General features: G+C 49.4%; 23 protein-coding genes and 1 pseudogene. 12 read left to right on the top strand and 12 right to left on the bottom strand.

The genetic code is table 11. The features are described 5' to 3' along the window. The first annotated feature begins 29 nt into the window (after positions 1–29). Positions 30–1,835 (top strand): B12-binding domain-containing radical SAM protein, encoded by a 1,806-nt coding sequence (locus tag NWE96_08215; GenBank protein ID MCW3983967.1) that lies wholly within the window; start codon positions 30–32, stop codon positions 1,833–1,835. Between the two features lie 11 nt (positions 1,836–1,846). Here NWE96_08215 and NWE96_08210 read toward each other — a convergent pair whose 3' ends face one another. Further along, entirely contained in the window at positions 1,847–2,779 is a 933-nt protein-coding gene (locus NWE96_08210; protein MCW3983966.1) for a hypothetical protein, read from the bottom strand. Between the two features lie 125 nt (positions 2,780–2,904). On the opposite strand from NWE96_08210, the gene NWE96_08205 reads away from it, so the two are divergent. Further along, complete coding sequence (locus NWE96_08205; protein ID MCW3983965.1) at positions 2,905–3,138, top strand: hypothetical protein; 234 nt, start codon at positions 2,905–2,907, stop codon at positions 3,136–3,138. 5 nt (positions 3,139–3,143) lie between these two features. On the opposite strand, the pseudogene NWE96_08200 reads toward NWE96_08205, so the two are convergent. Next, positions 3,144–3,672, bottom strand: a pseudogene (locus tag NWE96_08200) (DUF1697 domain-containing protein). A 148-nt stretch (positions 3,673–3,820) separates the two neighbouring features. Here NWE96_08200 and NWE96_08195 point away from each other — a divergent pair. After that, on the top strand, positions 3,821–4,081 hold the full coding sequence (locus NWE96_08195) for a hypothetical protein (GenBank protein MCW3983964.1): 261 nt from the start codon (positions 3,821–3,823) through the stop codon (positions 4,079–4,081). A 37-nt stretch (positions 4,082–4,118) separates the two neighbouring features. On the opposite strand, the gene NWE96_08190 is transcribed toward NWE96_08195, so the two are convergent. Continuing rightward, the gene (locus NWE96_08190; protein ID MCW3983963.1) at positions 4,119–4,760 is read right to left on the bottom strand and encodes a Type 1 glutamine amidotransferase-like domain-containing protein; all 642 of its coding nucleotides are present in this window, start codon (positions 4,758–4,760) and stop codon (positions 4,119–4,121) included. Between the two features lie 198 nt (positions 4,761–4,958). Here NWE96_08190 and tsaA point away from each other — a divergent pair, with 198 nt between their 5' ends. Then, complete coding sequence (tsaA, locus tag NWE96_08185) at positions 4,959–5,402, top strand: tRNA (N6-threonylcarbamoyladenosine(37)-N6)-methyltransferase TrmO (protein ID MCW3983962.1); 444 nt, start codon at positions 4,959–4,961, stop codon at positions 5,400–5,402. Here the strand turns inward: tsaA and NWE96_08180 are convergent. Beyond that, positions 5,399–5,899 (bottom strand): DUF5752 family protein, encoded by a 501-nt coding sequence (locus tag NWE96_08180; GenBank protein ID MCW3983961.1) that lies wholly within the window; start codon positions 5,897–5,899, stop codon positions 5,399–5,401. The two genes, tsaA and NWE96_08180, sit on opposite strands and share 4 nt — an antisense overlap. Before the next feature lie 248 nt (positions 5,900–6,147). On the opposite strand from NWE96_08180, the gene NWE96_08175 reads away from it, so the two are divergent. From NWE96_08175 to NWE96_08165, 3 genes are all read left to right on the top strand, one after another. Next, positions 6,148–7,101, top strand: a complete 954-nt coding sequence (locus NWE96_08175) for a trypsin-like peptidase domain-containing protein (protein ID MCW3983960.1) — start codon at positions 6,148–6,150, stop codon at positions 7,099–7,101. Positions 7,102–7,199: 98 nt separating this feature from the next. Then, entirely contained in the window at positions 7,200–8,039 is an 840-nt protein-coding gene (locus NWE96_08170; GenBank protein ID MCW3983959.1) for a zinc-ribbon domain-containing protein, read from the top strand. Positions 8,040–8,153: 114 nt separating this feature from the next. Continuing rightward, on the top strand, positions 8,154–8,489 hold the full coding sequence (locus NWE96_08165) for a hypothetical protein (GenBank protein MCW3983958.1): 336 nt from the start codon (positions 8,154–8,156) through the stop codon (positions 8,487–8,489). 30 nt (positions 8,490–8,519) lie between these two features. Here NWE96_08165 and NWE96_08160 read toward each other — a convergent pair whose 3' ends face one another. Next, positions 8,520–9,173: a dienelactone hydrolase family protein gene (locus tag NWE96_08160; protein MCW3983957.1), complete on the bottom strand. Its 654-nt coding sequence runs from the start codon at positions 9,171–9,173 to the stop codon at positions 8,520–8,522. Continuing rightward, positions 9,170–9,847: a phosphoribosyltransferase gene (locus NWE96_08155; GenBank protein ID MCW3983956.1), complete on the bottom strand. Its 678-nt coding sequence runs from the start codon at positions 9,845–9,847 to the stop codon at positions 9,170–9,172. The genes NWE96_08160 and NWE96_08155 overlap by 4 nt, the downstream gene beginning before the upstream one ends. 165 nt (positions 9,848–10,012) lie before the next feature. Between NWE96_08155 and NWE96_08150 the strand changes: the two genes are divergently transcribed. From NWE96_08150 to NWE96_08140, 3 genes are all read left to right on the top strand, one after another. Continuing rightward, positions 10,013–10,741 carry a hypothetical protein gene (locus tag NWE96_08150; protein ID MCW3983955.1) on the top strand — a complete coding sequence of 243 codons (729 nt, stop codon included), beginning with the start codon at positions 10,013–10,015 and terminating at the stop codon, positions 10,739–10,741. Between the two features lie 292 nt (positions 10,742–11,033). Continuing rightward, positions 11,034–12,107: a zinc ribbon domain-containing protein gene (locus tag NWE96_08145; GenBank protein ID MCW3983954.1), complete on the top strand. Its 1,074-nt coding sequence runs from the start codon at positions 11,034–11,036 to the stop codon at positions 12,105–12,107. A 63-nt stretch (positions 12,108–12,170) separates the two neighbouring features. Further along, a complete protein-coding gene (locus NWE96_08140; protein MCW3983953.1) occupies positions 12,171–12,410 on the top strand; it encodes a cytochrome B5 in 240 nt (79 codons plus the stop codon). Here the strand turns inward: NWE96_08140 and NWE96_08135 are convergent. Then, a complete protein-coding gene (locus NWE96_08135; protein ID MCW3983952.1) occupies positions 12,402–13,637 on the bottom strand; it encodes a class I tRNA ligase family protein in 1,236 nt (411 codons plus the stop codon). The genes NWE96_08140 and NWE96_08135 overlap by 9 nt on opposite strands. 9 nt (positions 13,638–13,646) lie before the next feature. Continuing rightward, positions 13,647–14,123, bottom strand: coding sequence for a peroxiredoxin (locus NWE96_08130; GenBank protein ID MCW3983951.1), 477 nt, complete (start codon positions 14,121–14,123; stop codon positions 13,647–13,649). Between the two features lie 86 nt (positions 14,124–14,209). Between NWE96_08130 and NWE96_08125 the strand changes: the two genes are divergently transcribed. Then, entirely contained in the window at positions 14,210–14,833 is a 624-nt protein-coding gene (locus NWE96_08125) for an alpha/beta hydrolase (protein MCW3983950.1), read from the top strand. Positions 14,834–14,836: 3 nt separating this feature from the next. On the opposite strand, the gene NWE96_08120 is transcribed toward NWE96_08125, so the two are convergent. Next, positions 14,837–15,394: a class I SAM-dependent methyltransferase gene (locus tag NWE96_08120; protein ID MCW3983949.1), complete on the bottom strand. Its 558-nt coding sequence runs from the start codon at positions 15,392–15,394 to the stop codon at positions 14,837–14,839. Position 15,395: 1 nt separating this feature from the next. Then, positions 15,396–15,707: a hypothetical protein gene (locus NWE96_08115; protein ID MCW3983948.1), complete on the bottom strand. Its 312-nt coding sequence runs from the start codon at positions 15,705–15,707 to the stop codon at positions 15,396–15,398. A 151-nt stretch (positions 15,708–15,858) separates the two neighbouring features. Here NWE96_08115 and NWE96_08110 point away from each other — a divergent pair, with 151 nt between their 5' ends. Continuing rightward, positions 15,859–16,092, top strand: a complete 234-nt coding sequence (locus tag NWE96_08110; protein ID MCW3983947.1) for a hypothetical protein — start codon at positions 15,859–15,861, stop codon at positions 16,090–16,092. 4 nt (positions 16,093–16,096) lie between these two features. Here NWE96_08110 and NWE96_08105 read toward each other — a convergent pair whose 3' ends face one another. After that, entirely contained in the window at positions 16,097–16,246 is a 150-nt protein-coding gene (locus NWE96_08105) for a hypothetical protein (protein MCW3983946.1), read from the bottom strand. Further along, the gene (locus NWE96_08100; protein ID MCW3983945.1) at positions 16,239–16,538 is read right to left on the bottom strand and encodes a hypothetical protein; all 300 of its coding nucleotides are present in this window, start codon (positions 16,536–16,538) and stop codon (positions 16,239–16,241) included. The genes NWE96_08105 and NWE96_08100 overlap by 8 nt, the downstream gene beginning before the upstream one ends. Positions 16,539–16,613: the final 75 nt, after the last annotated feature.

Here is a 16,613-nt window from a genome sequence, read left to right as displayed (position 1 = left end):
GGTGTTTCAAACTGGCGTTCAAACGAATCTTGCTTGTTAAACCCTCTGGTCGAAAAGGCCTTAGTTTCGCTTTTGACCTTATACCTCTAGGTTTAGAGTACATAGCCTCATCCATCCAAGACGTGGTTGAGGAAGTCCACATCGTGGATTTGGAGTTGGATACAAGAAGCTTCCAAGAATGCCTCAGTTTTTACAATCCTGACTTAGTGGGCATTTCGTTATCTGCAACTGAACATAACCAAACGCTCCGCTTAGCAAAAGCAGCTAAAAATTATGGTGCAACCACCGTCGTAGGAGGATATCACCCCACAAGTGTCCCTGACCTGATGCTTTCCCATCGACAAATCGACGTTGTTGTCCGCGGCGAAGGCGAACAAACCATGCGAGAACTTGTAGCGAAGGGTTCTGCCCAAGAGGTTTTAGGTGTTTCTTACAGGCAGGGTGAGCGGGTAATTCACAATGCTGATAGACCCCGAATTGAAAACTTGGACAGTATCCCCTTTCCTGCGCGTCATCTGCGGCTCTATCCTTACAAGAGCGCCGACCGCACAACCGACTGCGACGTCCTAATAATGGCGAGGGGTTGTCATGGCTTGTGCAGTTTCTGCTGTGAACCCAGCATGAGTGATGGATGTTCACGGTGCCGCTCGCCCGAAAACGTCATGAAAGAAATCCTTGAGATGGCCCAATTCCACGACAATAAACCTGTAAGCGTGATGTTTGCTGACCCCAACTTCATAGGTAACGCGCGGCAGGTTGATCGTCTCTGCGATCTCTTGATGGAGCATGACTTAAACATAGAATTCGGGGCATTAGTCAGAGCGGACATGATGGCAAACAACCCCCGATTAGTAAAAAAGATGTGCCAAGCGGGCATAGTTAAATTCGAAATGGGTATAGAAAGCCCCAACGCGAAGGATTTAGCTTCCACTAAAAAGGGTGTAGCCACCAAATTCCACAAGCAGGCAGTGAAAAACATTCGTGAAAACGGCGGCAGAGCAGGTGGCACCTTCGTCATAGGTCTCCCTGATCAAACCGCGGAAGAAATCAAAACGTTCCCTGTGTACGCTAAAGAAATCGGTTTAACTGCGGCTGCGTTTGGCATCGCGACACCTTTTCCGGGCACAGAATTCTACGCTGAACTCGATGCGCAAGGGTTGATTTTTGAGACTAACTGGGATAACTTTGACGAGATGCACAACGTCTTCAAAGCTAAACACTTAACTAAAAAAGAGATTGAAGAGTTAGCCACCTACTGTATGGCTAAATTCTGGAACTTAGACACGTTTATTGATCATGAATTTGTGTATCAAAAAAGAACTCAGAAAAAGAAGCCTATTGTGGATTTTGTTAAAGAACGTTCCCTAAATCTAGGGTTCATGTCGAACAACGGCAACGAATTGCAAAAAGACAACTTCCACCAACATGTAAAGACGTTCCTAGAAGCATATGTAGACCCACGTGTAGAAGCCTACACCCGCTCAGTGGAAGTCCATGAGGTGCTGGAGGTTTCAAGAGTTCTTCGGCTTATGGGTCCACAAAAACTTCAATGCACCCTAAACCTTGATGAAACCCAAGTCAGTTTCATTTTCAAAACCACTCATGAAAGTGTTGAGTACATACGAGTAACTCATGGAAGAGTGGATGATTCTACGATAAATTTGGATGTAGACCTCAACTGGCTTCTTGAGCCTTCAAATCTGAACCTGCTAAAGACGCCTAAGTATTTGTTCAAGAACAATATGAGCGTCAAGAAACTTTGGAGTACGTTTAGGCTTTTTGTGGCTGTGGGCTCGGAGTTCCTAATTTCCATTATCCCACGAAACGCAAAGTAGTCGAAGCGGTTTTACTGCTGTGGGTCTGCGTAGTTTTGTGAATGGCTATTTGTGTTGGAAAAGAGCAACGGTAAACCAACAAGAGGCAATGAGAGCATCCAGAGGTCCAAGTTGTGGCCCAGAATCCAAGCATACCATTCGTTCCATCCGCCGAAGAATATCCATGTAAGGTAGTTCCAGAGGAAAAACAGTCCGAGGGCGGTAACTATGCCGCCGACGGCTCTGAGGTTAAGCTGTGCCCATTCGGAAGCCGCAATTGATTTCTTAGCAAAATACGCGGTGTAGATAGCTAACGCCAACAATCCAAACACAGCTGATGCAAAGCTTACCATGCTCTCTGGCGAGGTAAGCAACCACTCTGTTCCTTTACCCATAACTGTAGTTATCCACATTCCAGTGTTATTCAACCACAGGGTTAAAACGTAGAATATGCCTGCGATTAGTGCCCATTTTATGGCTGGTTTAGCGGGTTTGTGAGGGCTTAGCTTGTAGGCGAGCATAAACATCGCTATGGGTATACCTATAGACCCAACCAAGCAGGGGATGCCTGTGGATAACATGAAGACAACGTTGAAGCCGCGAGCAGTAGGCAGCATGCCCCAGATGCCTGAAGTTAACAATCCAAGCCAATATATGCCCTCTAAGACGATCACTCCTCGTAGCAGCTTGTAGGTTGTGGCTTGGGGTAGCCCTTTTTTGACAAAATAGAGCGTAACTCCTGAAACTGCAAGGATTCCGGCAGCGAAGCGGAAGAGCAGGAAAACGTAGGCTTGGACGTCGGTTATGAATACCCAGGTGGCGGTCTGTGGGTTGTTTGCTCCGATGTATTCCCATTCGCCGATCCATTGGAACATGAATGTTTGATGTAAGGTAAAGAGGAAGTATGTGATTGCTACTATGAGTAAGCCTACTTTTAACGGGGTCACAAATTTTTGTTCTGACAAAACTGCCCAAGCCTCAAGTGTATTTCGTGTTGTACTGTATATTATCCTTGCGGTTCAACGCCCACTTGCTATGGCTACTGTTAAATACCCCTAGCGCCTAAAATACTAACGTAGAAGGGCTTTGTTTGGAGACAACTAATCGGGGCTTGACAAAGTTTTTGTTCGCCGTAGAAGGCGTCGGCGCAGCGTTCGTAGGCATATTCCTAGCCGCGTACATAGGCGGCTTATTCGTGGTGCCGCAAACCACAGTTTTCCACTCTGACCCCATCGTAAGGTTGGCTTTGACGGTTCTGGGCGCGGCCCTGCTGGTGCTCATCTTCGTCGGAGTCGTTCTTGCAGTCGTCAAAAGAAAAAGCTAAATCAATTATTTACAGTCTGCAAGAAATCTTGCTGTGTTAACATTACGCAAAGTCATGGATTGATAGGATTTGTGGCTGATGATTTTGTTTAGGTGACTTTTATTGTAGTTTTCTCGGTCGAGATTCCAAATTACAGCCCCTTTTACATAACGGACATCTATGTACTCTTTTTTAACGGGAAGTTCCTCGATAATCTTTTCATTATCAACCTCCTCAAAGAGATACGCAACATCCGACCTCTGCTTTGAGTCATTCTGCCATCCGCTTGGTATGGCTTTAGCGATCTCCCGCATTTCCTGCTCAGTCTTTACAAGCGTGGGTATGACAAAACCAAATTCTTTTTTCAAGCTAAACTCGATTTCTTCCCGAATCTCTCTCGGTTTTTTATCTGACTCAAAGAGGATATTTCCAGAGTTAATATAAGTCGACGGATTTGAGTACCCCAAAGACACAAAAACCCCGACAAGCCGCTTCATCTCAACTCTAATGTCCTTTTCCAACGTTTATTCCGCGTAAAAGCACAACGTATTTCATGTTAGATGAGTCAAAAGGTGACAGAATTAAAATTTTCGCAAAGTCAAATGGAGAAAGAGTTGCGAGTTGTTGCCTACTTTTGCAGTCACATATGCTTAAGTTCATTTGTTGCCTAGCAACTATTTGACACATCGGGGGAGGTGATCTTTTGAGTGAAGAAAGCGTCGGCGTCCTCACTTTACAGAAGCCTATGCTTGATAACAACACCTACAATTTGATGGAGCAACTCTCGGTTGAAAGCAAAAGCCTTTGGCGAATTAAGAGGAACTACAAGAGCGATTCGGCGATGGATAATGAAATAAGAGAATTTTGGAACTCCGTAGAGCGAGACAAAGAGCAACTGGTGAATATGCTCAGGGAGAAACTTAAGCCGCCTCTAACCCTCGTTGGATACAGGCGCCGCCGTTAGGGTTCGGCGTTTTACTTTTGGCGTTCGCAGATACTGCTCATAAGTGACAGCTGGTAAAGGTTCGGCGTTGGCCGTTTTGGAAAACGTAGACTGTACCGATGGCGTAGAGTTCGCCGTTTGCGCTGACTAACGCAGATTTGGAGGGCACCGCAAAAACAGGTTCTACAAAAGAGAAACGCCTAAGCACGTCGTCTCTGCTGCTTCGATAGTGTGCTTTCATAGCTATGTCGACGAGTCCGAGGCCTGTTACGATTTTGGGTTTTTGGTTGCTTCGACAAGTCGTTAGGCATTTACTGCACAACGCCAGAGCCCCCGCACTGCGCCCAACTATGACGCCGCGGTAACCTTGAAGCTGCCCCTCAAGCGCCGCTTTTTTAATTCGTTCAATCAAAGCGGTGGTTTGTCCACCCGTCAAGTAAACAAGGTCGGCGGTGGAGATTTTTTTAGCTGGGTCTTCAAGGTGGTCGTACTCGGCGAACTCGACTTTTTCTGCACCTAAACTTCTGAAGTAGTCGGTTAGGAGTTTACGTTTTTGGTAGTTGCGGTCAAAACCTGCGTTTGCCCAAGGAAGCACCAAAACAGTTGGGTTTTTGCCTGCATCTGTGAAGGCTTGGGCGTTGATGTGTTGGGCGCTTCGGTGGTGGACGTTTTCGCCGCCGATGAGGTACAGCTTAGGCATGACAAAGAGATGGCTATGGTGGAATTAAAACTGGCCGCCATTAAGACAGTAATTCATACCACACGCTTCAAACTCAACGCCATCCAGAGTGCGTTTACGTGACTGGATTTTTAGCTGTATTCGTAAACAAACGTACCAATCCGCGTGCCGTCTAAGCCTTAAATAGTCTGCTGCTCCACTGGGTTTGAGTGTGGTGTTTTGGAAATTGTTTTCTCCCCCATCGGATACGTAAAAACTGAAGCCGTCGGCGACCAAGTCAAAGATGACGCAGTAATTTCTCAGATTGTACTGCTGCCTGAACTCGTCGAAGGCTTAGAAGGCTTAGCGCAGTTTTCCCATATCTTTGTGCTGTTTCATCTAAACCAAGTCGCCAAAGACTCTGCGATGCCGCTTAAAATTCATCCCAAACGCCGAACCGACCTGCCCCTCACAGGAATATTCGCTACCCGAACCATGATGCGCCCTAACCCCATCGGCTTAACCATCGTTGAAATCCTAAAAGTTGAAGGAAACGTTTTGACTGTTCGAGGCTTAGATGCGTTTGACGGGACGCCTGTTTTAGACATTAAGCCCTACGACCCATGGGAAGCGCCCCAAAACGCCCATGCACCCGTTTGGTGGCGTAAACTCTACGAAACCTAAAGCAATTCGCCGACGCCGTAGCGCTCATCGATGGCTTTAAGCAGGGCTTTGCGAAGCTCCTCGCCTTCTAAGTCGTATGCCCTGATTTTCTCAACCTCAGCAGCCAAAACCTCATCGTGTACTACGTCGCGAAGCCAGTTCTCGAAGTCTCCGCGGTACACGTGAAAGTCAAGCGAGTCGGAGACAACCTGCCGAATCAATCGGTAGAATTCTTCTATAGAGTGTGCACTGAAACCCAGCGGTTTATCCACCGCTACGAAGAACCGAAACTTTTTCTCTTCTGGCACGGTGTCGAGGATTTTTAGAGCGTTTTTTCCCTTCTCAGTTATCGAGAATCCTGCCCCGACTTTATGCAAGAAACCTTCCGCTGCAAGCTGCTGCATTTCTACTATGGCTTGGTTGGGGGTTAGGTCTACATTGTGGGAGAAAGTGGTAAAGTCGATTCTGCTAGTGGCTTCGTTCATGGTTTTTAGGATTCTAAGTTGAGTGTCTTTCAAGAAAGGTTCGCCTCGACACCTAAGAATAGTAAACGGGAAATAAATGTGTTAATGCCCCTTTACATAAAAAATTTTGTTTCTCACGAGGTGTAAAAGAAACGGTTTTGAAGAAAAAATGCTATTACTCAACGTGAGTTTTAGGCCAATGTTGAGATTTGGGTATGTTTTGGGTTCAATGTTGGAAAATCCCTTAATTACAAATCGCCCAAGACGCTTTTGATAGAACCCACGTGTTGGGAGGTGTAAATTTGGAAGCAAACCCACAAACAGAAACCCAAACCGAAAACCCACCCGCATTCGAAGCCCCACCAACTCCGCCACCCCCAGAACCCACTCCAACCATCCAGACCCCGCCAGCTCATCACACCAAAACCAGCTCCCGCCACGGTCTAACCGCAGCCCTCATTGCCGTCCTCTTAGTTACCAGCCTAGTCAGCGCCGCAGCTCTCTATAGCGTCTACAACCTCACCGCAGAAGTCACCGCTCTGCAAAACCAGCTGTCCAGCTTAGCCGCAACCGTCCAAAGCAGCGTCGGCACCACAGCCGTCTCCAACACCCAAACCTCGCTCTCAGCGCTCTACGCCGCAGTCAAAGACTCCGTCGTTACGATAGAGTGCAAGATAACCTACACCTATGCGAGTCCGTGGGGTAGACAAAGCACCGTCACCTCGACAGCGCAAGGCTCAGGCTTCGTCACCCAATACAACGGCAAAATGGTCATAGTCACAAACAACCACGTCATCGAAGACGCATCTAGCATCACTGTCACCTTCGCCGACGGCAACAGCTACACCGCCACCGTCTTAGGCACCGACCCCTCAAACGACCTTGCAGTCCTATCCACCAACGCTCCCACCAGTCAATACCAGCCACTGACAATCGCCAGCAGCAGCCAAGTCCGCGTAGGCGACGCTGTAGTAGCCATCGGTAGCCCATACGGTTTAGCAGGCACCATGACCTCAGGCATAGTAAGCGCATTAGACCGCACCATAACCGTCAGCGGCGACACAGGAGGCAGCTACGACATAAACGGCTTAATCCAGACCAGCGCACCAATCAACTCAGGCAACTCAGGCGGCCCCTTGTTAACCTACAATGGGGAAGTCATCGGCATCACAACCGCCATCGTCAGCGGCTCAGACGGACTCGGATTCGCAGTGACCTCAAACACCATACTACAAGTACTATCCAGCATAGTGTAAGGCACAAAAATCTGCCTTTTTTCTTCAATTTTATATACAGCGACATGTCAGCCCTAAATTTATTAAGTTAAACCGCTCAGTAGATTCGATGATTGTTTATGCCTTACTGTGAGAGTTGTGGATCCCAAGTCAGTCCAACCGCGAAGTTCTGCGGCAACTGCGGCACCGCCCGAACCCAACCAACCCAAAACCAGTCGCAACCCCCAAACAAACCCTCGTCTACGCCGAAGCGAGAACGTCTCAACTATTACTCACCGCCCGACCCCCGCTACGTCACCTCCGCACCTTTGCCAATCGCAGGCGCCAAGCCCCCTGCCTATCAGGCTCCACCCCGACAGGTACAACCTTCACCGGTGTACCAAGCTCCACCCGTATATCAGCAAACTCCAATTCAGCCCCAACCCGCATCTACAGCGGCACCGATGCAACAAAGCGGCGAAGTCACCATCGGCGTCGTCCCCTTCCGACGCATGAAGTCATTGGGTCGTTACGACGCGTTCGCAGCGGTTGTGACCAACCAACGCATGATTTTTGCGCAGTTAACCTCCGAGATGATCTCTGCGGCGGCTCAGCAAGCGCGTGACCAAGCCAAAGCGGAAGGCAAAGGCTTCTTTGGGCAGTGGGCAGATCAACTTAGAAACACCTTTGGCTTCACCAACCGATACCTCACTATGCCCCCAGAGGCGATTCTTAACGAAACACCAGGCAACTTCGCCCTCCTAAACAACACCATAAGCGAGATCAAAGTCCACCTAAAAGGGCAACACCAAAACGATGGTCCACGCGAGTTCGAGGCCGAAATCAAAAGCACACAGGGCACCTACAAGTACCGCTTCAACGAAAACAGCGAGTTAACTGACATCCTAAAGCGAGCGTACGGTGACCGCGTCAAGATGCCGTTTGGCTACTTCTCTAAAACCGTTAACATTAAACTTTAGCCGTTTCTGCGGCTTTTTTCTCTTTTTCTTTGTTTTGGGCATGTATGGGTTTGGCGGTTTGAAATAAAGCTTATATGCTCAGTAACTGAATAAGCGCTATTTAGGGCATGGAGTATGAAGGGCGCAATAGTATTTCTATTAGTGTTCGTTATACTCGTCGTTTTGACTTTGGGCAACGTGGATATACCCCCAGGCAAAGCCATCTACCAAGCGGTACTGCCAGGCACTGAAGCAGCCGCAGGCTACCTCGTCGGAGGCCAAGTCGACGCAGTCACCGCCATCATCGCAGTCTTCAACGGAGTCATCTACGGCTTTATCGCATGGCTCATCTTCACCATACTAATGATGCTGTTCGGCAAGAAAGAAAAGAAAAACAACGTAAACGTCAACGTCACAGTCAACAATAACATGCCAGGCAGCAACTCTCCCCCGCCACCCCCACCACAATAAACGACGAAACCCACAACTTTTTCTTTCTTTTCAAACCAGAAAACGCAGAAACCACTCCGTCGAGTGTTTGGCGACTTCTTCGAGCTTGCCAGGTTCCTCAAAGAGGTGAGTGGCTTCTGGGATGATGACTAGTTTGTTTTGGTTGCGCATTTGGCTCTGTGCTTGTCGGTTTAGTTCTATGACCTGCTCATCCCAGCCGCCCACCAAAAGTAACGTCGGCGCCTTCACCAGCGGCAGATATTTGTCTGCTAAGTCGGGGCGTCCACCGCGCGAAACCACTGCAGCTACCGCCTCAGGCATCCGAGCCGCCGCAATCAGTGCCGCAGCCGCGCCTGTGCTTGCTCCGAAATAGCCCAGTTTCAGGTTCCGTGTAGAAGCATCCTTTCTAAGCCACTCGGTAACGCCCACCAACCGTTCAGAGAGCAAATCTATGTTGAAGCGGTAATGCGCCGTTAACTCGTCCTCTTCTTCCTCCTCTGGCGTCAACAAATCAAACAGCAACGTACCCAAGGCGGCTTTGTTGAAGTTTTTGGCAACGAACTGGTTGCGGGGGCTAAAGCGGCTGCTTCCGCTGCCATGCACAAACACCACCAATCCATGGACTTCAGAGGGCAAATAGAGATTGCCTTCGACAACTTGGGCGTTGCCGACGGGAATTTTGAGTTCCATCTGGGTGTGGGTCATGGCACGGTGGCTCCTTGTTTGGCGGCGTTCTGTCTGCATTTCTTAAGGAGGTCAATAACTTCTTCATCTGTGGTCTGAGAGAAGTCTTGGTAGAATTCCCCGATGGCTTGGAAGTACTCGGGCGTGTAGAGGCACACGACGCGGTCAGCCCTTGTCTTTAGTTCTTCAATCGTGGAGGGCGGTCCCACGGGTATAGCGACGGTTACGCTTTTGGCTCCTTGGTTTTTCACCGAAGCCAAAGCCGCCTTCATCGTAGAGCCAGTGGCAATGCCGTCGTCCACTACGATAACATCTTTGCCCGCTATCTCGCGAGGCTCCATGCCCTGACGGTACACACTCTGCCGCCGATCAATCTCCCGCCTCTGCCGCTCACTCTCCTCAGCAATATATTCTCGGTTGACATCGAGGTAGGCGACGAGGTTGCTATCCAGCACCACTGAACCATCCTCCGCAACTGCACCAATCGCCAACTCGGGATTGTACGGTGCACCCAACTTGCGGGGAACAATCACGTCCAGCGGCATATCCAGCGATTCCGCGATTTGGTAGCCGACGACTACGCCGCCGCGGGGAATCGCCAAAACCACCCCGTTTCTGCTGGCAAATTCTTTTTTGAGCGCTGCGGCTAAGCGTTTGCCTGCATCGACGCGGTCAATAAAAACAGTCACACCCATCAAACTTCCTAAAACTCTACCAAAATTAATGGGCAACTCCGAATATAAAAACAGTACCGCACACGCTTCGACAGGTTTAGTCCAGAAACCTTGACAACCCGTAGTCAAGAAACCTGTACAAGAAGCCTTAAAGCTAAACCCGCCTCAAGCCTATTTGTGGTTTAGATGAAAAAAACCTCCACTTTAGCCCTCATAATCGTCTTATTTGCTTCGGGTTTGATGCTGGTTGAATCTGCCTCTGCTCAGTCAATATCTAAACCGGCTGTTCCACAATTCACTCTCAAGTTCGTAGATGCATCTTACGATGTGCCAACAACATATTCAATGGACCCTTACACAGGAGCAACAGTGGAACACTCAGGTTATCATGTGCAAAACAGAACCATTGAGGTCAGCATTAGAAATCAGCCCTTCACTAAATATCAAAGCAACGGACAGATAATCGATTTCTACTTAAACATCCGAACAAAAGGATCTTATGCAAAAGAGTGGATTCAAATATATAGTCCTAGCAGGGGATTTTTAACTCAGTCGGGCTCTGAATATACCGTCGTGTCTTATTCCCTTGATGATAATGAATTCCCGTTCTGGGATAACATAAACCAGAGCGGTGGTCAGGTTGATTTTCAAGTTCAGGCGCTGATAGGCGCCGTTCACCGAATCCAAAATGGTAGCCAAACAGACCCTCTGCTGATGTTCCCATGGATTTTTGAAGGTCAAACAAGCGAGTGGAGCAACACCCAAACCATAACCATCCCCCAAACCACACCTTCCCCCTCCGTACCCGAACTACCTACCTTTGCACTTATTCCGCTATTGCTAGCTGTGCCTTTGATTGCAGTTTTTGCTCTGCGAAAAAAACCAACACAAAACAGTACTGTGGTGGCTGAATAGAAACGGGAAAAGCCGGTGGGCTACTAATTAGTCTGCTCAAACGGCAACCACACACTAGTCATATACGCAACCAGTTTAGCTGGAGTTGAAGCTCTGCCTAAAACAGTCGCCTTCACAGTAGCCATTCCCACAACAGATTCGTTCCCTGTTCTAATGGTAGTTGTCTGTGCCGTTTTGGTTGCCATTTCTGTCTCAATAGGCTGGCTGCTATTTCGCAAGCGATGTGAAGCTATGCCGTTTGGTAAGGCTTAAATTACGTCTCAACCATAACCCCTTCTCTGAGGAGAAATAGTTGCCTTATTGTCGTCGATGTGGAACCCAACTAGTGGAGGATGCGCGTTTCTGTCACAAATGCGGCACCCCCGCCATCACCTACAACCCCCCACCAGATGCCCCCGCCCCTTCTAAGCCTCTGCCGCCCCTAAGCAAAGACCCCTTCGTGATTGGCGCGGTGGCTTTGGTTGCGATTTTGGTGATTGCAGTGGTTATTGCAGCGGTGTTTGTTGCGCCATTCGCGACGTGGAGCACCAGCAGCTCCTTTGCCGACAGCACCGAAGGCATAAAAACCCTCAACCTCAACTTCGACACCGACGTCGGACGCGTAACGGTTTTCACCAGCAAAATCGGCGACAACAACATCGGCATCTTCATCCAAGGCAACGGTTCACGCGGCATCAGCGGGGGAGAAAACCCCCTAAGCGTCACATTTACAAACCAGACCGCAGGCAACGAGTTATTCGTGGATGTGAAGATGTCGGTGGAGGATGCTTTGTCGGGAACTGCGAATGTGGTTTGCCAAATCTACGTGGACCCCGCCCTAAACTTGAATTTGAATGTGACTTCGACCACGGGGCAAGTTAGTTTCTCCGCCGACAAACCCACAACCATCCAAAGCCTAACCCTGCGCGCCACGACGGGCGAAGTGGAAGCACACCTGCAGAGCAACGTCACCGTCGCAGGAAACCTATCCCTTTCCACTACGACGGGTGCAGTGAATTACCGCATGGCTGAAACCAACGTCGTCGGCAACTGCAGCCTAAACTTGCAGTCCACCACGGGTTCAGTTACCATGGATATAACCCAAACCAGAACCCTACAGGGCAACTTGGAGGTAGAAGCCGAAACCGTCACGGGCTCCATAAACGTAGGCTTAACCATCGACGGCGGCGTAGGCGCAAAAATCACCTCCGACACAAACGCGTTTGGCGACATAAACACCAACCTCAACAACTTTACAGGCAGCAAATCCCCCCTGCAATCCGCCAACTACCCCGCAGCAAGCAACATCGAAATCAACAACCGCGTCACCGGCATCGGAAGCATCTACATAAACGCAAACTACAAAACCCAAACCATCGCCCACTAAACAGGCAAGCATCTAAACCTTTATTGCCCCCTTCAAACCCAATAGAGATTATAGGTGAAATTTTTGGCTCAAACAAAAAAAGTCACACAAGAAGAACTCATAACAAACGACGGCAAAAACGGTAAACCCGCCTGGATAGCCTACCAAGGCAAAGTCTACGACGTGTCGGACAGCAGCTTCTGGATGGAAGGCGAACACATGGGCATGCACAGCGCAGGCAAAGACCTCACCGAAGATTTAGAGATGGCGCCGCACCGCGACGAAAACTTTAGCCGCGTTAAACTCGTCGGCGAACTAGAATAAGCACCGCAGCACAGTGTCGATTCGACGTAAGCCGTCTAACACATTTTTTAATTCCCCCGCAGCCAAGGTGTAGCGTTTCTGGTGGATCAATGCTAAGTTTTGGCTGAAGCCGTCGAAGGCGCCCTTCACGTTTAAGTCGTCGTTCATGTGATTTTCGAAGTCAGCAGCTAATTCTGCACCCATTTTGGGGTCGCCTCTGCTTTGACTCGCGGGCTTGGTGTTCTGCAAATCCGCAACCATGCCGCGGACGGCATCGAGTTTTCGGCTCACATCCAGCAGCCTTTCAAAAGTGAAATTAAGTCGCTCACGGTACGGCGCGTAGATTAAAAAAAACCGCAGTTGTACTCCACTAAAACCCTTGGCCAGCACATCGGTCGTGTAGTAGACGTTGCCGAGGCTCTTAGACATCTTTTTCCCGTTCACGTAGAGGTGGCCGCCGTGCAGCCAGAAACGGGCGAACTGCGTTCCCGAAACCGACTCGGCAATCGCCAAGGTGTAGTCGTGGTGGCGGACCAAGTTGTCTATGCCTCCACATGCGATGTCGATTGTGAAGCCAAGGGTTTTGGTGGCAATTGCGGCGTCTTGGATGTTCCATGCGGGGCGACCGTTGCCGATGGGGGTTTCGTAGCAGACGCCCTCCAAAGCGCAGCCATGCCAGATGATGAAGTCTCCCATGTTCCAAGGCGTGCCAGGATAGGTGTCTTTGTGGAATCGCCGCGGCTTCTTAGGCCACTTAGACATATCCAGATGGGATAGTTTGCCGAAGCCATCGAATTTTAGGGGACGAAAATAGATGTTTTCTGTACCCAAATATTTGTGCCTGTAGGCGTAACCTGATTCGAGGAGTTTAGCGATTAAACCTGCGGCTTGGTCAACAGCATCCGACGCTCTCACTGAATAATCGGGTTTTTTGATACCCAACAACTCGAAGTCCCCAAAGAAAACCGCCTCATTCCGCCCAGACAACTCCTCAACCGAGAGCCCCTCCTTTTTAGCCTGCAAAATCGCCTTATCCTCCACATCAGTCAGCGCCATCGCCCGCGTAACCCTGTAACCCAAATACTCCAAGTACCGCTGCAAGATGTCTTCGAAGAGGAACGTGCGGTAGTTGCCGATGTGGGCGCGTTGGTAGGTGGAGGGGCCGCAGGTGAACATTTTGACGTTTGGGGCTTGGGCGGGTTGGAAGGGCTCCTTTTTTTGGGTAAGAGTGTTGTGGAGGCGCAGCATGGCGACCAGTTAGACGGTGGCTTTTTCTTCTTTGTCTATCATTTCAAGGGTTTGTTTGGCTTCTTCCACGTGCCGTTGGGCTTGGGTTTGGGAGTTGAAGATGTGGCGGACGACGCCTTTTTTGTCGATGATGTAGGTGACTCGACCAGGCATTACGCCCATGCTTTTGGGTACATCGTAGAGTTCACGCACTTTGTTGCCTTCATCTGCCAGCAAAATAAACGGCAACCCATAATGCGTAGCAAACGACTTATGCGACTCCACACTCTGCCCAGATACGCCTAAGACTTCGGCGCCTAAATCCGTCAGCTGTTGGTAGCTGTCGCGGAAGCTGCAGGCTTCTTTGATGCAGCCAGGCGTTTCGTCTTTGGGGTAGAAGTAAAGCACTATGTTCTTTTTGCCAAAGTACTCGCTTAGGGTTACGTTGTCACCCAGCTGGCTGGGTAAAGTGAAGTCTGGGGCTTTATCGCCAACTTTAACAGTCAAAAAATTCACCACAACACAGTGGCGTGGGATGGCTATTATGTTTTTCTAATTCCGCCGAAATATTATAAACCTCTACGTAGTTAGCAGTGGACAGTGAAGCTACGTTGGAAGAAAAAACGCTTAATGTTGGCGGCTGCAAATGCCAAGCCCTCATCCACAAATCAGAGGGTGTTCCGGTGGTGTTTTTCCACGGCTTATCCTACACCATCCACATCTGGGAACGCATAGGCGTCACCGAGCATCTTGTGGAGAAAAAAGTGCCTTTCCTTGCCTTGGACATGCCTTACGGCTTAAAAAGCAACTGCCAACCCAAAACCCGCGACCTCAAAACCAACATAACCTTCGCAGCAGAAGCAATTAAAGCGGTCTTCGGCAACCAAGCCCCAGTCGTAGTCGGCGCCAGCCTAGGCGGCTACATAGCCCTCAACTACGCCGCAACACATCCCGTCAAAGGTCTCTTCCTAATCGCCCCAGCCCACGCGTTTGACAACGACGAGCTTGTGGCAGCTTACAAGGGTTTCAAGTTTCCCGTCCGTATAGTGTGGGGTACACATGACAGCATCATTTCAGGCGAAGAAATGCGCACCTTAGCTGATACGTTGCCTAACGCGAAAATGCTCGTCTACAACGGCGCGGCACACTCGGCGTATCAGGATCAACCTGAATGGTTCAAACGTGACCTGCTCGAACTGTACGCAAACGCAGAGTAGAGGCTACTTGGGTTTTGCCACTATGAGGTAATGGTAGGGGCCTGCTTCCGTTGTGGACTGCACGCGGAAATCTGCCAGCATAAGCATCTCCGCCACCCTTGCTTCGCTGAATCGTATGCGTTCAGGCGGACCGAACTCCATCGGCTGTTTCTTCCAATCCAAATCCACCAGCACCCCTGAAGGCTTCAGCATGGCGTGGGCGTTTTCGAGGACTTTTTGGGGGTCGTCAAAGTCGTGTAGGTCCATGCTGTAGAGCACGAAGTCTACGCATCCCCGACAGAAAACCGCGTCCTCCGCGCGACCCACGGTAGCTTCGATGTTAGTTAATCTCTCGATAGCGGCTTTGTTTTGCAGTTTCGCCACCCTTGTGGGGTCTATGTCTACAGCGTAAACTTTGCCCTCTGAGCCGACTTTTTTGGCTGCCAAAATGCTGAAGAAGCCTTCACCGCAGCCCACATCCACAAAAGTCATCCCCTTTTTAAGCCCGTCGAGTACCGCTTCGGGGTTGTACCATGAACGTCGAGTTTGTTCATCCAAGCTAAATCCGCCATGACAAGCCATACTATGCGCCTTTGGGTGGTGTGCCGAATAGTTCTCGGATTTGTTTCTCATGGGTTTGGCGGGTGGTTAGGGGGTAGATTTCGCGTTCGCATTCGAAGAACATTGGGTCTTGTCCGATGACTCGGCTGAGTTTCTCGTCGGATTCAACGTTGACGATTAACATGCTGCCTTGTTGTCCGATGAGGTGGTAGTAGAGTTCTAATGTTTTTTCTTTTTCCAGTTTTTCAAAGTACTTGAATTGCAAAGGTAAAAGCTTTGACCAACGGTCAAGTGGGATGTCGCGTTTTACTTTTTGTATGACTAAAAACTTCATCTTGATCCCTCAATAGAGCATCACGGTATGGTATAAAAGGGCTTTCTTAGTGGCTAAGCATAAGTGTTCTACAAAACCGTGCAAGCGTCTTGTCCTGTAAAGGTTTATAACACCACAAACTCGTTAGACCCTAGATTCGGGGGATAGTGCCTTGCCTCAAAAAAAGAATACCGATAGCGCCATCCAGTTGCCCTTGGTTGAATGTTTCTGCGGAGAAAAAATCCTGCTTGTCCCAAACGTTAAACAAATGAGCCGCGCCATAGAAGCCCACGCCCAGAGGCACATCAAAAAACTGCTGTTGCCCAAAAAGGAGGCTGAATTGGAAGCGGAACGCGTCCGTGACGACTTAACCGCTAAGGTTTTGCAGAAAGCCTGCGAAGTTTAGATGCTTATTGCTGTTTGTTTTCGCCGCTTTTGCGCATCATGTCGGGGATTCTGCTTGACGCCTTAGACATGGCTTCTTTAACGACATCCATCAATTCCTCATTAACTTCCACTTCTAAGGTGAGTTTGAGGCGTCCTTTCTTTTCTTCAGTCATGGAACCACCTCCCATAACGGCTTAACTGTTTGGGAAAAATGTTGCCTATCAAGTGAACTGCCTGCTTACCCGTTAAATCCAAATCCATCACGACGCGGTAATGGTACCTGCCGAGGCGTTTGGTTCGGGTTTTGTAGTTGCAGACTATGCCTGCTTCTTTGTAGCGGCGCAACTGCTGATTCATAAGCACAGTTATGGCTGTGGGCGCGAGGGGTTCAAAAGCAAACGCTACCTTGAGTAGAACCCGAACAGTACTCGAGATGAGCGATTGCGAAACCGATTCAGTAACCATAAAACCACGCCAGCGCCCTTGCCTGCTATCTTTGCGGCAGAGGCTTGAGACTAGAAGAGGGAGGGAATTTTTTAA

Source organism: Candidatus Bathyarchaeota archaeon (assembly GCA_026014685.1).
Lineage (GTDB): Archaea > Thermoproteota > Bathyarchaeia > Bathyarchaeales > Bathycorpusculaceae > Bathycorpusculum.
Note: the sequence above shows the minus strand (reverse complement) of the source record. Positions and strands in the feature narration are given on the sequence as shown.